Genomic DNA, 13,358 nt, shown 5'->3' with positions numbered 1-13,358 from the left:
TCCGTCCGTGTTCAAGGGCGGTTGGCCATTCTGCTCAGAGATATGTGGCCAACGCAGTCTCGACGCCGTCGCGGAAGGTGCGGGTGGGCTCATGCTCGGCGTCCATCGTGATCGTCACCTGTCCGTCGTCTCTGCCACGAGTTGGCGAGTGGCGAGCGTCTCCGGATGCTCATGCCCTAGCCGACGCTGTTGGAGCTGGAGAACCTGCGCATAGAGTTGCGTGGCCTCCGCAGTGCGTCCCTGGGCGGCCAAGGTGTCGGCGAGGTAACGGCGAGTCGTGATCGATCGGTAGTGGTCTTCGCCGAGCACGCGTTCCATGTCTGCCAGTCCTTCGCGCAGCAGGTGTTCGGCTTCGTCGAGTCGTTCTTGGTTGGCGATGGCCCGGGCCAGGTTGGCGCGAGTGGTCAGCGTCAGTTGGTGATCGGGTCCCATCACCCGTAGCTCAATGTCCAGGAGTTCGCGGGACATGTGCTCGGCGGTGGCGTGATCACCCCGCTCGTTGGTCCATCGGTTCAGGTCGTCCCAGGCGTCCAGGGTTCTTGGATTCTCGTCGCCCAGGAATCGGCGGGCGAGGTCGAGGGTCCGTCGGCAGATCTCCGCGGCCTCGCCCGGACGTCCCTGCATGCCGATGGACCACGCCAGGTCCACGGAGGTCGTCAGGGTTTCTCGGTGGTCGGCGCCCAGGACGCGCGTCATGTCGGAGATCAGCTTGCGGTACAGCGGCTCGGTCTCACCGAAGCGGCCCTGCTCAAGAATCGCGCCGATCAGTGCGTCGCGCGTGCGCAGGGTATCGAGGTGGTCCTCACCCAGCACCCTGCGCCGGCCGGCCAGAACGGTCCGGAAGATCTCCTCTGCTGCGTGGGGTGAGCCTGTGGCGCTCAGCGAGATCCCCAGGTCGTTGCGGGCCGCGAGATGGTCGGGGTGGTCGTCGCCGAGTCGATCGGCCGCCGCCAGGTTGGCTCGGGCCAGTCCCTCGCCGTCGCGGGATCCTTGTCGTCCGATCCCCCATAACGCGCTGAATCCCGCCCGGCTGACCGTCAACAGCATGACAAGGCTGTCGTCGTCCAGATGCGGGGCCATCCACGACACACCGGCGGACACGTGTGGAAGTAGCCGCTCCCAGGAAGCCCAGTCGCCGGGGCGCTCGCCGTCGAGCTCCCCGCCGGCCGCCGCAAGCAGCCGTACGGAGTCCGTCATGACCTCAGATTCACCCCCTGTCCGGCCGGTGAGAATGCGGGCTCGGCAGATGTCGGCAACGACGGGATGTACGACGACGTCGCTGACCCTCACCGCCGGCGTGTCCGCGACATCGATCAGCCCGACGTCGGCCAGGCCGCGCAGGGTTGAGGAGAACTCGCGGGCGTCTGTGTCGGCCTCCGGCCGCAGGAGGTCTCCCGGAATCGGTGTGGCGGGAGCGAGGCAGGACAGCAGGTACAGCACACGCCGTGCCTGCCCGAACCCCTGAGCCGCGAGCGCGTCGAGCGAGAGCTCCCAGGTCTGGGACACGGCTGCCCGTGAGTTCGTACGAAGGGAGTCGAGGTCGGCGATCACCTCCGACATCGCGGTGCTGTTCAGTGCTTGCTGATAGGCGTCGAAGCTGCGCCATCGTGCGAAGGGAGACGCCAGATAGGTCCCGGCCAGGTGCAACGCGAGTGGGAGCGCCCCGAGTCGCTTGGCCAGCGCCGCGGCCTCCTCGCCGGTGGGATCATCCACCCGGGGCGCCAGGCGGCGCAGGACATCCGCCGCGGAGAGATCGTCGAGAGCCGTCAGCACGCGCATCCGGGCCCAGGAGCCCCACGTGCGGGGATCGTTGGTGCGCGTGGTGACCACGATGTGCACGCCCCGGCTGGGCCGAACCCACCCAGTGCCCTCCCCGGGCAGTGAGACACCGTCGGCCGCCAGCCCGGTCGGCTGGTCGGCGTTGTCGAAGATCAGCACGGCCCGCTTGACCGCGCCGTCGAGGAACGTCCAGAACCGGTCGGCTGCGGTCGGCGATCCGTCCCGCACTGCCCGCGCGACGGCATCGGGCGCACCCACCAGCCGTAGGATCTCCAGGACTCCACCGCGTAGGGACAGCGGATCCGCCGCGTTCACCCACCACACCGGCCAGCCCCGGCCACGAGCCTCGGCAGCCAGCCGCAGCGCGACCGTCGATTTTCCCATGCCGCCCGACCCGGCCAGTACCCAGACTCTCGGACGCCGCCTCCTCCAGGGGCCGCCCAACGAAGTGTTCAGCTCGGCCAGCAGGGCATCCCGGCCCAGAACATCCACCGGGAGACGGCCGAACGGCACGGAGACCGGAAGCGCCCCGTCCCCTCCCGTCACCGTCCGGCGATCATCACCGGCCCGGCCATTGTGAGCATCGCGTCGATCCAGGATCGCGACACGCAACTGCCACCCGCCTAAGCCGAGTGCTGCAACCCCAACTACAGCGCCCACCATGTCAAGCAGAGCCATAGCCTCGACATTAAGGCCCAAGACACACCTCGGGGGAGAGGCACAGATCCCGTCGTCCTCCACCACCAACCCGTCACCTCTGAAGATCGCTCTTCTGCGGACGAAGTGAGCCTCGTGGCCAAGTAGCTCTGCGAATGGCCAACTATCGCGGCTGTGACTGAGCGCCCCACTTGGCCATTCTGCGCATCACGGTTGGCCACAACTCCTGAGCGTGCCACCGGGGCGGTCGCGTTGTGCTCGACGGGAGACTGCTGAACACTCGGCAGGGTGGATACGGAGCGCAACAAGGCGGTCGTTCGCGAGTTGGACGAGCTGGGCAACGGTGGCGGCGATCTTGGTCGGCTGGATGCACTGTGCACGCCCGACATGGTCAACCATGCACTGGCACCCGGTATGCCGACCGGGATCGAGGGCACGCGGCAGTTCCTGCTGCGGGCCCGCCGTGACCAGCATCCGGCCCGTTGGGTGGAGTCGCACATCGTCGCGGAGGGCGACATGGTCGTCCAGTTCGGCGTGCGGGAGCACGAGTGGCCTGGAGGAACGTTCCGAGGCTTCGATGTGCCGAGCGGGATCTACCGGAGAGACGTCGCCTTCGCCTATCGACTGGTCGATGGACGGATTTCCGAACGCTGGGCGGTACGTGACGACTTGGCGATGCTGCTACAGCTCGGCGCGCTGAAGCCTCGGCTGCACTGAGCGCCGGCCAGCGCCCCGTCAGGTCCTGCAACAGCAGAGCATCATCGTGGCCATCTGAAGCACTCAATGGCCAACCAGCCCCAGTACCCTTGCGTGCCTGCGCGCGCCTCAGGTGGCCACTCTGAGCGTTGCAGTTGGCCATGGGACAGCTTCGAAGACCGCCGATCAACCGCCCGTCGCGACGCCGTAGAGCTCGCGAAGCCGAGCCGCGATGGCCCTCGTCGCGGCTTGGTCGGCTTCGAAGAACTCACGGCGATGACTCGGATCGCTTCCAGACGCGCGAGTCCAGTACATCGGGTAGGCGGCAGTTATCAGACGTTCCACCGCCTCGATCACCGCAGGATGCAGCAGCAGAGCGGACTCATGACTGCACCTCACGGTCGCGTGCATAGCCGCTGCCTTCAACTCCTGCCCGTCATCGCTCTCGCGCCAGTCCAGACCCACCGCTTCGGCCTTTGCCAGGTGTATGGCGATCGCGTTCACCCTGCTCAGAAGGTCGTGAATGGCCGTGTGGACAGCGCGGAGCCCGTCACGTTCAAACGCCACTCGCTCCAGGCGGGCGACTTGTTGACGTTCAGCGTCGCGAACGTCCTGCACGTTCCGGGCCGTCCAGCGGTTACGGAATAGCTCAAGCAGGAAACTCGCGACGAAGCCGAGGACAAGCGTGACCAGGGGCAGCAGGACGGCGACCATGCCGCCCACCATCCCTGACCTGCCACGAGGTGTCCACGGTCGGTCAGAGCCAACACGGAGATGGACCCCGCGACGCCAAGGAACAAGCCGAGCGCCGGAGCGGCCTGCGGCTTCTGCCGCCCGGACACGGAACTGGGTATCGATCTGGAGTGAGCGGGATCATTCAGCCCAGGCTCTGCTCAAGGTGGTTGGCCTCCACGCCCGGCGCCTCGGAAGGGGCGGGCAAGCACCAGAAGCGGCTGGGTAGGGTCGTGCTACATCGAGCTGGAGAGGTAGTCGCATGGCCAACGAGATTGTGATCGCACAGACGACCATCGACGACGGGGACCAGGCAAGGGCCCTGGCGCGGGGTGCGGTTGAGAGCAAGTTGGCAGCCGGCGTTCACATCGACGGGCCGATCACCGCCGTCTACTGGTGGAAGAACGCGGTCGAGACGGCGCGGGAGTGGCGTATCTCGTACATGACGACGACGGACCTTCTCCCGCAACTGGAGGCATGGCTCTCCGAGAAGCACCCGTACGACGTTCCCCAGTGGATCACGCTGCCTGTGACCGGTGGGTCGGAGGCGTATCTGTCGTGGGTTGTTGAGGAGACAACGCAAGACTGACGAGCGACGTGCCGTGCGACGGCGGTCGTGTTCTGAGTCTGCCCGTGGACCGAACGAGGGCATCGGTTCAGGATGCGAACTGCCGCAAGTGATGGGCGAGTTCCCGCTCACTGTCGGGCAGCCATGCGGCGATCTTCGCGGCGCGTTCCTTGCCCATCGTGTTGGGCTTGGCCTGTGACGCGGCCGTGAACTGGCGGGATACGTAGACGCCTTGGTCGACGTCGCCTCCGCGCAGCAGGGCCGAGGCGAGATCACCGAGGACGACGACGCCGCCGTCCGGTAGTTCGTCCCCGAGGCGGTCGACCGCGGTGTCGGCCGTGGCGGTGAGTTCGGATCTCCTCAACTGCCCGTACACGGAAAGGGCCAACGAATCCATTCGGTACGGCGTCACGAAGCGGACCCACGCCTGTTCGCTGGTGTGATCCGCGAAGTCGTAGGCGAAGTGTGCTTGGTCAAGCGCACGCAGCGCCCCTGTCTCGTCGCCGACCGCGGCAGCTTCCTCCGCGTGCCTTCCCAGGACCCAGGCCGCGGCCGTGGCGTTGCCGTGGCCGCGCACATCCCGGGAGGCCTGGGACAAGAGTTCTAGCTTCCTCTTCGGTGTCGGAGCCCCGTAGCTTGCGTAGGTGAGGGCCAAGGCTCTGAGGGGAGGGTGCCCGGCCTTCGCCGCGCACTCGGTCGTGACGTCGTAGTAGGAGCCGGCCTTGTTGTGCTCGCCCAGGTCCCAGGCCACCCATCCGGCAAGGGCGGCGGTTTCTCCGGCTGCGATGGTGAGAGCCCGTTCGTGCTCGCCGGCGTGAGGCAGGGCTGCCGTGATCGCGTCTAGGTGCGACTCAACCGTGCTTTGCAGGCGGCGGGCGCTGAGATTGAGTTCCTGAACGTGCAGGTCGGCAGCTCGGTTGATGAGTGCGACCGCGGCGGGTGTGTCGATGCGGGAGCCCTTGCTGAGAGCGAAGGCGAGCCGCCCCCAAGGCTCGGCAGCCGCGCTTACGCCGATGGAGGCGCTGCCCAGCAGCGTGCGGCGCTTCACGTCGTCCTGGTCCTCCTCTTCACGGACGTTCCCTCTCCTCCGTCGGGCGCGGGCGGCCTTGGCCTCCCGCAGTAGTTCTTCGAAGGGGACGCCGGAAGCCACTGCGATGTGGGCGAGTGTGTGGTTCGTAGGGACGTTCTCAAACTTCTCGTAGCGGCCGATCTCCCGGCGGGTCAGGGTTGCCCGGCCGGAGACAGCGTTGATCGCGTCTGCCTGCTGCTCTTGCGTCCGGCCCGCGTCCTTCCGGAGCCGGAGCAACAGTTCGGCGAACGGATCTGTCATGAGTGTGACCTCTGTTGTGGGCGGATTTCAATCATGGCCCGAATTCCCCCCAGGATTTCCCCCCTTGACAGATTTTTCCCCCTCTGGATTCCCCTGGTAGACGGCTTCGTAGCGCGGTGCGATGGGCCCATGACCACGTTCCTTAAGTCGAGCGACCGATGCCAGCCGGTGCTGCTCCGGGGCGAGATCAAGTTAGGCGGCCATCTCTTGCCGAATCCGGTCCAGGGCATGGTCTGCGACTTCCCTGATCTCCGGCAGCCGGTAGTCCGCCGCGCGCACGATGCGCTGCAACTGGTGGGGAAGTCGCTGGCGGACAGCTTCCTCGACGGCGGTGTGCAGGGACTGCGCGGCGCTGCCATGGTCGTCGGCGGCCAGCCGTACTTGGGCCACGGTGATGAGCTCGATCACGCGCCACTGCGGGGCGACGGTGGTCGTCGGTACAGGACTGCCCTGCTCGATCAGCTGTATGGCGATGTCGGTCCTGTCGGTGGCCATCAGCCCTCGGAGACGGATCTCGTGCAGGGCGTAGGGGTTGAACAACGACGTGTGTTCGGTCTCGTCGAGGAGCCGGTTCGTCTCCCGCATCGCCTCGTCGAACAGGGGCTGGTTCCGGAGGGCGCCGGCCGCACGAGCGAGCAGCGGAAGTACGGCTGCTTTCGCCTCGTTGTGCGGTGCGACGGCAGCCGCGTGCTGCAGACGGTCGACGGCGGCTCCGTGGAGGCGGGCCTTGCGCAGTTCATTGCCGTGCATGCGCAACACGTAGGAGGTGAAGGGCGGTTCGCCGAAGTAGCGGGCGATGCCGATGCTCTTGGCGGTCCAGTGGGCGGCGGTGCTCAGTCGTTCCTCCGGCAGGACGTTGCCCAGGGCGACGCCGAGGCCGACACGGGCTCGGGCCAGGAGGTGCAGGACGTCGCGTTCCGTGTGCCCGTCCTCCATGCGGGCTTCGAGCCGGGCGACCAGGGGCCACAACTCGGCGACGGCTTCGGAGGCGTGTCCGGACTGGCGGGCGATTTCGGCGAGGCGGACCGTGGACTCGCCGAACTGGAGCATGGCGCGGTGGTCGGTGTCGGCTGGATCGGTGACGCCGACGACGTGCGGGGGCAGACAAAGGGTCTCGGCGACGTGTCGGCGGGAGCCGATGTCTTCAAGGCTTCGTTTGCCGAGTTCGAGGAGCGAGATGTACGTCTTGTCGTAGCCGAGGAGCCGCCCGAGTTCGGTCTGGTTCATGCCGTGCACGGCACGGTGGAAGCGCAGGATCGCCCCGATATCGCGGGAGGCGAGGACTGCCTCGGCCTGCGGGGTTGCCCAGTGCCACACGGTGTGTTGCGAGTGCCGCAGGACCATCGACCTGTCCATGTTCCGTCACATCCGCGCGTACCAGGCGGCGATGGACTGCTTGTATCCGTCCGGCATGGTCAGGCTGGGCACTTCGTCAGCGGTGAACATGCCGAGTTGCTTGTGCTCGTGACTCACCACGGGGGTCTTGTCCGGGGTGAGGACGGTGCAGCCGTAGGTGACGATCACGACTCGTCGGTCCGGCATGGCCACGGGCAGGGGCTGGTAGATCCACACGTCCAGCAGAGGACCGGCCTTGACTGCCCAGCCGGTCTCCTCCTCGATTTCCCTCTCCACTGCCAACTCAGGTGTGCCATCGGAGGGTTCGAGTCGCCCGCCGGGCAGTTCCCACTCCTCGCGTTCGTTCTTCAGCAGCAGTACGCGTCGGTGACTGTCAACGGCTACGCCCTTGACGGAGACGGGCCAGGTGGGGGGCGTGTACGCCATCGCTCTCCTCGGATTGCACGTACGGCCGGGGGTGGTCGGAACGTAGCACGTGGCCCGTGGCGCGAGTTGGGCGTGGGCGAATTGCCCGAGTCGACAATCTGTCGCTTTACCCCCGGTCCAGCGGCGCCGAACAGTGGGACCAATTCACCGCAGCCAAGGAGATCCGTGATGCGCCGAGTTCAGCAGCCGCACACCGATGTCTTCGTGCGCAACCGCGTCGATCTGGCTGCGCCGGGAGCTGAGGAGAAGATCGCGGGGCAGCTGCGGGACACGGGCCTGGTCACTGTCGACGGTCTCGCTTCGCGCGCTGCCGTGCTCGCCTTCGCGACGCGGACCATGAGTTTGGTGCCGCACCGCGACAGCGACTCGGACGGGCTCACCACTATCCGCGACACCGGCCGCCATGCGCATCGGACGGGATTTGCCGGGCTCGGCAACGGTCCGCTTGATCCGCACACTGAACGCTCCGGCACCCCCAATCCGCCCCGTCTGATGCTTCTCGTGTGCGGGCAAGCTGCCGCTGCGGGTGGGGAATGCCTGCTCACCGACGGACAGGCCATGCACTCCGACCTCTTCGCCGGCGAGCAGGAGGCGGGGGTTGCGCTGGCGCAAGCGCGCACCGCGTTCTTCGGGGCCGGAGACGGTCACGCCACACAGGTGTTCACCGTCCACGACGATCTGCGGGTGTCCGTGCGCCTGCGGTTCGACGGGCTGGCGCGCTGGAACCCGATAGTGCAGCCCTACCTCCCGCAACTGCGTGCAGCAGCCGGCCGTCACCAGGTCCGTCTCGCCCTGGCTCCCGGTCAGGGTTACCTGCTGGACAACGAACGCTGGCTTCACGCGCGACGTGCCTTCACTGGAGATCGGCTCTTCTGGCGTGCCCTTGGCCAGCCCCTGTTTCCCCTGCTCCGAGGGTTCGCGCCGGTCCCCGCCTCCGGCCGTACACCCATGTTTTTGGAGGCGGGATGATGACGGAGCGAGCCCAGCCGCTCGCCGCAGGAGCGAGGACGTCCCGCACGTCTGACGCCGCTCCCATCGAAACCTGGGACCAGACGGGTGAGGGCGGCTTCAAGGTCGACTTCCCTCCGGATGAGCGCCGCATTGGGCAGATGAGACGGATCACCAGGGCTCAACTGCGCCACTGGGATCTGACGATGCTGACCAACGACGCCACCCTCGTCGTGTCCGAGTTGGTTGGCAACGCCATCAAACACGGCAAGGGACTGCCGGTCGGGCTCCGAGTGCGGCACTCCGCCTACGAACTGCGTATCGAAGTGACCGACGGCACCCCTACTCCGGCCCGACTGCGCTCCGCCGACGTGACCGACGAGAACGGCCGCGGCCTGCTACTCGTCGCCGCCCTCGCCAAGGAGTGGGGGGTGAGCACCGACGGCACCATGACGTGGTGCTCCCTCGCGATCCCCGACGGGACGTCGTGATGGTCGCAGTGTCGGCTGATGCCGCCGTGCGGCTGCTGCGCCCGCGAACCTCCAACGATCACGACACGCTGGGTGTGGTCCTCTTCGGCCTTCGCCGCTCGCTCGCCGGCGAGGCGATCGACGAGCAGCTGTACGAGGACCTGGAAGCCGTACTTGGTGAGCACGCCCACCCTGACCTGTATCTGGTCGCGGCCATCGCCGCGCGCTTCCGGGAAGCGACCACCACGTTCGTGGAGATCGTTCCCTACCTCGTGCAGCCGTACCCGGTCGACGAGATTCGGCGCCTCATCTACCTGAGTGCCGAGCACCCCCACCCCGACGACGCGCCGGGCCACCTCCGACGGTTCGCCCTGGCCATCCTCGCGATTCTCGACCTGATGGGAGACACAGCCTCATGACGCGCGCTACGTCGAGGGAGGCAAACGCCAGGACCAGCACGCACGTCCCAGCCAGCCGCCTCGTGCCGTACATCACCGCACGCCAAGGCGAACAGGCCGACTCGCTGTCGAGCTTGGGTTTGCGGCCCGGCGGCAAGGGCCTGTTCTACCTGAACGAAGGACCGGGCGATCGGGACGAGCGGGGCGTCCTCTGGGCACGCTGCTCCCAGTCCCGCCACGGCAATGACATCGTCGGGAGACCGCGGTGGCGGGACGTGCACCCTTCGCGGCAGCGCGAGTGCATGGAAGAACTGCGGTGCCAGGTATGCGTGCAGCAGCCCAGCCACACCCATCTGGGATACCTGTTCCTGGCCGCGCAGCACGACACCAGGTCCACGGATGGCTGGGAAGGGCATCTCACGGCCCAGCCGCCTCTATGTCTGGAGCACGCGAAGGCCGCCGTCGACCAGTGCGGATACCTCGTGCGGGCCGGAGCTGTCGCGCTCCGGGCCAGAGTGCCGCGGCTGCACGGAGTGATCGGGACGCTCTACCGCACCGGTGCCGACGGACGCCCTGAACCCGTGGAGTTCGACAGCGAGCTGGCACGAATTCCACTCCCGTACAGGCACCGGCAGTGGACCCCGTGGTTCCTGGCCTCGCAACTCGTGCGCGAGCTACGAGGCGTCACCGTCGTCGACCTGGACGACCTCGTTTCTGCCGCTTAGAAGAAGCGGCTCCGACAACGCTGACCAGAGGAGAGGTATGCATAAGGACACCGACTTCACGAATCCGCCCCGCCGTCGTACGGGGGCGCTCGCCATCATCCGGGACGAGACCGGTGCGGTGCTCATGGTGCAGAAGAGTTACAAGGACGGAGCCTTTGGACTGCCGGGCGGCTGTGCGGACGGAGACGAGGCGCCGCACCTGGCTTGCGCGCGGGAGGTGCGCGAGGAAACGGGTCTGATCATCGCGCCGGGACCGCTCCTTGCGGTCGACTACGTTCCACGCAACGAGGAGACCGGGGCGACAGAGGGGCTGAACCTCGTCTACGACCTCGGCACGGTGCCGAGCGACACGAAGATCGTCCTGCCCGAAGCGGCCCCGGGTGAACAGCCGGAGTTGATCGGGTACCGGTTCGTACTGCTCCACCAACTGGGCGAAGTGGCCGGAGCGCACACCGAGCGGCGCATTCGAGCTGCGGTCGCGGCGCTGGAAGGCCCGTCCCTGCACCCCGCGTATCTCGTGGAAGGCCGGCCGGTCCCGTCCGACGCGTCGTGAACTTCCGTTCCCTGTCTGCGAAGACCCTGACGCCCTGCCCAGGGCGGAGGACTCACATCAGGGGACGGGCTTCCAAGACGCCGCTCTGACCGTCCCTTTGAGACTGCCGACGGCCGGAGTGGTCCCCGATGAGATCAGAGCAGAAAGAGAGTGCAACGCGTGACGAGCAACAAGAAGTCCACCGTCAGGGCCGCGATGGCCCAGATCAAGAAGGACACCAAGGACAACTCCAACCCGAAGTCGACGAACACCCAAGGGGCTCTCTCGGACCGACACGTCCGCAATCACACGCCCGACAGCCTCTACGGCGACGACGCAACCACTACCAGGTAACCGATAACCGGAACCGGCACAGCCGCTGACCACGCGCAGCGCGACGCAAGATTGCCAGCCCGTCATCGGCTTCGCGTCGGTCGCTGATGACCGTGCAACAGATGGCCGGACCTGACGCGGGCGCCATCAGGTTCATCGACGCTGCCGGGCCTCGGCCAGGTCACCGCGTCACGGATCCCGTGGGCAGCCCCCGCTCCTGGCCCCCGTGCGCGGCAGCCCCGTTCTCATCCACTGCCGCGCACGGGTTCAACTCCCTTTTGCTGAGCCCTACTTGACTCCCTTTTGTTCTCACGATCTGGAGAGTGCATTGCTCCCAGCACCGACCTTCGACAGCGTCGAAGGTGCCTACATCGCTCTGTTGCGACTCGCAACAGAGCGACCAGAGCATCGGATTGACGCACGAGGCAACGCCGCCCGTGAAGTGATCGGAGTCGGCTTCCGGCTTACCGATCCCCGCCAGCGCCTGCCGTACCTGGCCGAGCGTAAGGCGAACCCGGTATTCCAGTTCGCTGAGGCCCTCTGGTACCTGGCTGGTCGCCGGGACCTCGAAATGATCGGCTACTACGCCCCGTCCATGCGCTCCAGCAGCGCCGACGGCATCCGCCTCGGCGGATCCGCGTACGGTCACGCCCTGTTCAGCCCCGCCCGTGGCGGGCAGTCGCAGTTCGACCAGGTGATGGACCTGCTGGTCACCGAGGTCGACAGCAAGCGCGGGTACCTGCCGGTGTTCACGGCGAAGGAACTCGTCGACCGCGACAACCCCGATGTCGCGTGCCTGGCCGGACTGCACCTGCTCGTGCGCGACGGCCAACTGCACATGGTCTGCAACATGCGGGCGAACGACCTCGACTGCGGCCTGCTGTCCGACGTCTTCTCCTTCACGATGATCCAGGAGTACGCGGCCATCCAGCTGGGCCTACGACTGGGGACGTACACGCACGTCATCGGGTCCGCCCACGTCAACGACCGCAACGATGAGCGCGTCAAGCGCGTTCTGGACGAGGCCGATTCCCGTCCGGCGCCGCCCTCGTTCCACTTCCCGGCGATGCCGGAGAACACCGAGGGATCAACCGTCGCGCACGTCTTGCAGCACGAAGAGGCGCTTCGTACGAACCGGCTCCGCTACAGCGCCGAGGACATCGCGAGCCTGGACCTGGATCCGTACTGGCAACAGGTGGTGCTGCTTTTCGAGCTGTACCGGCAGATCCAGCACGACCAGGCCGCCGTGGTCGACCCGGCTGTCCTGGCCGCGCTCGATCCCGGCCTGCGCTGGCTCATGGAACACAAGTGGCCGGTCTGCACCGCGACTTCGGGTGGGGGTTCCCGGTGAGCGGCAGTAGGCCGATGAGCGGCGCGGTGGTCGAGGGCGTCGACTTCGACCGCTGGGCGGTCATCCTGTGCAAACCCGACGCCGTGGCGCGTGGCCTGGTCGACCGGATCCTCGGGATGGTCTGTGCAGCGGGAATCGCCATCTCGGACCGTCTGGACCTGATCGCCGAGCCGTGGCAGCCGCACGTCGTCTACCGGGATCTCCTCGCCGACACGGGCCGCCGTAACCTTCCCGATCTGCCGACTTTGATCGATGACGCGTTCGCGGGCCGGCAGGTCACCGTGGCGCTCGCGCACGGTGAACCCGGCCTCCATGCCCGGCTGCGCCAGTTGATCGGGCACACCGATCCGGCCCGGGCAGAGGTCGGCACGATCCGCGGTGACCTGGGCGACGACAGCCTCAAGGAGGCCGAGGCGGAGCACCGTCTCGTACGTAATCTCGTCGAGGCCAGTGACGACGCGGCCAGCGCCCGCCGGGAGTACGGGACTTGGTACGGGCCTGGCCGTCGTCTGCAGATCGCCGACTTCGACCGGTGTTCGGTGATCCTGTGCAAACCGGATGCCGTCGAACGCGGCGTGGTAGACGCCATCCTTGAGCGGATCGAGGCCGCGGTCGGCACGGTCGCAAACCGCCGCAACGTCACCGTGCAGCCGTGGCAGGCCCATGTCCACTACTGGGACCTCCTCGCCGACGCGGACCACTTCCCCGACCGGGACATCCCCACATGCCTGGACGACGCCTACGCGGGCAAAGCGGTGACCGTCGCTCTCGCCCACGGCGAACCGGGCATCCACGACCGACTGCGCCAGCTCATCGGCCACTTCGACCCACCGCGGGCGGCGCCCGGCACGATCCGAGGCGACCTCGGCCACGACAGCCTGGAGCGCGCCCTTGACGAGAAGCGCCTCGTGCACAACCTCGTGCACACCTCGGACGACGCGGACGCCGCCCGCCGCGACTTCGGCACCTGGTTCGGCGCCAACCGCCGCGGCCTGCTCATCGCCCCCACACCCATTCCCGCTCAGCCCACACCCACCGACCGCTGAACAGTCCGCGC

The 13,358-nt window shown here is 67.3% G+C and carries 15 protein-coding genes; 10 read left to right on the top strand and 5 right to left on the bottom strand.

Features of this window, described 5'->3' with window-relative positions; all coding sequences use genetic code 11:
• Nucleotides 1-114: 114 nt before the first annotated feature.
• Entirely contained in the window at nt 115-2,457 is a 2,343-nt protein-coding gene (locus tag OHT57_RS16695) for a tetratricopeptide repeat-containing protein (RefSeq protein WP_328747201.1), read from the bottom strand.
• Between the two features lie 267 nt (nt 2,458-2,724).
• On the opposite strand from OHT57_RS16695, the gene OHT57_RS16690 reads away from it, so the two are divergent.
• Nucleotides 2,725-3,153 carry an ester cyclase gene (locus tag OHT57_RS16690; RefSeq protein ID WP_328747200.1) on the top strand — a complete coding sequence of 143 codons (429 nt, stop codon included), beginning with the start codon at nt 2,725-2,727 and terminating at the stop codon, nt 3,151-3,153.
• A gap of 165 nt (nt 3,154-3,318) precedes the next feature.
• Here the strand turns inward: OHT57_RS16690 and OHT57_RS16685 are convergent, their stop codons facing one another.
• Complete coding sequence (locus OHT57_RS16685; protein WP_328747199.1) at nt 3,319-3,846, bottom strand: hypothetical protein; 528 nt, start codon at nt 3,844-3,846, stop codon at nt 3,319-3,321.
• A 280-nt stretch (nt 3,847-4,126) separates the two neighbouring features.
• Here OHT57_RS16685 and cutA point away from each other — a divergent pair, with 280 nt between their 5' ends.
• Nucleotides 4,127-4,453 carry a divalent-cation tolerance protein CutA gene (cutA, locus tag OHT57_RS16680; RefSeq protein ID WP_328747198.1) on the top strand — a complete coding sequence of 109 codons (327 nt, stop codon included), beginning with the start codon at nt 4,127-4,129 and terminating at the stop codon, nt 4,451-4,453.
• Nucleotides 4,454-4,520: 67 nt separating this feature from the next.
• On the opposite strand, the gene OHT57_RS16675 is transcribed toward cutA, so the two are convergent.
• From OHT57_RS16675 to OHT57_RS16665, 3 genes are all read right to left on the bottom strand, one after another.
• Complete coding sequence (locus OHT57_RS16675; RefSeq protein ID WP_328747196.1) at nt 4,521-5,762, bottom strand: helix-turn-helix transcriptional regulator; 1,242 nt, start codon at nt 5,760-5,762, stop codon at nt 4,521-4,523.
• Between the two features lie 192 nt (nt 5,763-5,954).
• Nucleotides 5,955-7,118 (bottom strand): helix-turn-helix domain-containing protein, encoded by a 1,164-nt coding sequence (locus OHT57_RS16670; protein ID WP_328747195.1) that lies wholly within the window; start codon nt 7,116-7,118, stop codon nt 5,955-5,957.
• Between the two features lie 6 nt (nt 7,119-7,124).
• Entirely contained in the window at nt 7,125-7,544 is a 420-nt protein-coding gene (locus OHT57_RS16665) for an NUDIX hydrolase (protein WP_328747194.1), read from the bottom strand.
• A gap of 168 nt (nt 7,545-7,712) precedes the next feature.
• Between OHT57_RS16665 and OHT57_RS16660 the strand changes: the two genes are divergently transcribed.
• From OHT57_RS16660 to OHT57_RS16625, 8 genes are all read left to right on the top strand, one after another.
• Complete coding sequence (locus OHT57_RS16660; RefSeq protein ID WP_328747193.1) at nt 7,713-8,513, top strand: TauD/TfdA family dioxygenase; 801 nt, start codon at nt 7,713-7,715, stop codon at nt 8,511-8,513.
• Nucleotides 8,510-8,983, top strand: a complete 474-nt coding sequence (locus OHT57_RS16655; protein ID WP_328747192.1) for an ATP-binding protein — start codon at nt 8,510-8,512, stop codon at nt 8,981-8,983. The genes OHT57_RS16660 and OHT57_RS16655 overlap by 4 nt, the downstream gene beginning before the upstream one ends.
• Nucleotides 8,983-9,381: a DUF6415 family natural product biosynthesis protein gene (locus OHT57_RS16650; RefSeq protein WP_328747191.1), complete on the top strand. Its 399-nt coding sequence runs from the start codon at nt 8,983-8,985 to the stop codon at nt 9,379-9,381. Before OHT57_RS16655 ends, OHT57_RS16650 begins: the two co-directional genes overlap by 1 nt.
• 308 nt (nt 9,382-9,689) lie before the next feature.
• Complete coding sequence (locus OHT57_RS16645) at nt 9,690-10,085, top strand: hypothetical protein (protein WP_328747190.1); 396 nt, start codon at nt 9,690-9,692, stop codon at nt 10,083-10,085.
• Nucleotides 10,086-10,122: 37 nt separating this feature from the next.
• Complete coding sequence (locus OHT57_RS16640; protein ID WP_328747189.1) at nt 10,123-10,638, top strand: NUDIX hydrolase; 516 nt, start codon at nt 10,123-10,125, stop codon at nt 10,636-10,638.
• Between the two features lie 159 nt (nt 10,639-10,797).
• Complete coding sequence (locus tag OHT57_RS16635) at nt 10,798-10,971, top strand: hypothetical protein (RefSeq protein WP_328747188.1); 174 nt, start codon at nt 10,798-10,800, stop codon at nt 10,969-10,971.
• Between the two features lie 205 nt (nt 10,972-11,176).
• Complete coding sequence (locus OHT57_RS16630) at nt 11,177-12,301, top strand: thymidylate synthase (protein ID WP_443053451.1); 1,125 nt, start codon at nt 11,177-11,179, stop codon at nt 12,299-12,301.
• Entirely contained in the window at nt 12,298-13,347 is a 1,050-nt protein-coding gene (locus tag OHT57_RS16625) for a nucleoside-diphosphate kinase (protein WP_328747187.1), read from the top strand. Before OHT57_RS16630 ends, OHT57_RS16625 begins: the two co-directional genes overlap by 4 nt.
• Nucleotides 13,348-13,358: the final 11 nt, after the last annotated feature.

The sequence above is a fragment of the Streptomyces sp. NBC_00285 genome (genome assembly GCF_036174265.1).
In the GTDB taxonomy this organism is placed as follows: Bacteria; Actinomycetota; Actinomycetes; order Streptomycetales; family Streptomycetaceae; genus Streptomyces.
This window is presented reverse-complemented; position numbering and strand designations above follow the sequence as displayed.

What these genes read in the sequence shown, in the direction of transcription:
- OHT57_RS16695 (WP_328747201.1), bottom strand. Translation starts at nt 2,457, where the DNA reads ATGGCTCTGCTTGACATGGTGGGCGCTGTAGTTGGGGTTGCAGCACTC.
- OHT57_RS16685 (WP_328747199.1), bottom strand. Translation starts at nt 3,846, where the DNA reads ATGGTCGCCGTCCTGCTGCCCCTGGTCACGCTTGTCCTCGGCTTCGTC.
- cutA (WP_328747198.1), top strand. Translation starts at nt 4,127, where the DNA reads ATGGCCAACGAGATTGTGATCGCACAGACGACCATCGACGACGGGGAC.
- OHT57_RS16675 (WP_328747196.1), bottom strand. Translation starts at nt 5,762, where the DNA reads ATGACAGATCCGTTCGCCGAACTGTTGCTCCGGCTCCGGAAGGACGCG.
- OHT57_RS16670 (WP_328747195.1), bottom strand. Translation starts at nt 7,118, where the DNA reads ATGGACAGGTCGATGGTCCTGCGGCACTCGCAACACACCGTGTGGCAC.
- OHT57_RS16665 (WP_328747194.1), bottom strand. Translation starts at nt 7,544, where the DNA reads ATGGCGTACACGCCCCCCACCTGGCCCGTCTCCGTCAAGGGCGTAGCC.
- OHT57_RS16660 (WP_328747193.1), top strand. Translation starts at nt 7,713, where the DNA reads ATGCGCCGAGTTCAGCAGCCGCACACCGATGTCTTCGTGCGCAACCGC.
- OHT57_RS16655 (WP_328747192.1), top strand. Translation starts at nt 8,510, where the DNA reads ATGATGACGGAGCGAGCCCAGCCGCTCGCCGCAGGAGCGAGGACGTCC.
- OHT57_RS16650 (WP_328747191.1), top strand. Translation starts at nt 8,983, where the DNA reads ATGGTCGCAGTGTCGGCTGATGCCGCCGTGCGGCTGCTGCGCCCGCGA.
- OHT57_RS16640 (WP_328747189.1), top strand. Translation starts at nt 10,123, where the DNA reads ATGCATAAGGACACCGACTTCACGAATCCGCCCCGCCGTCGTACGGGG.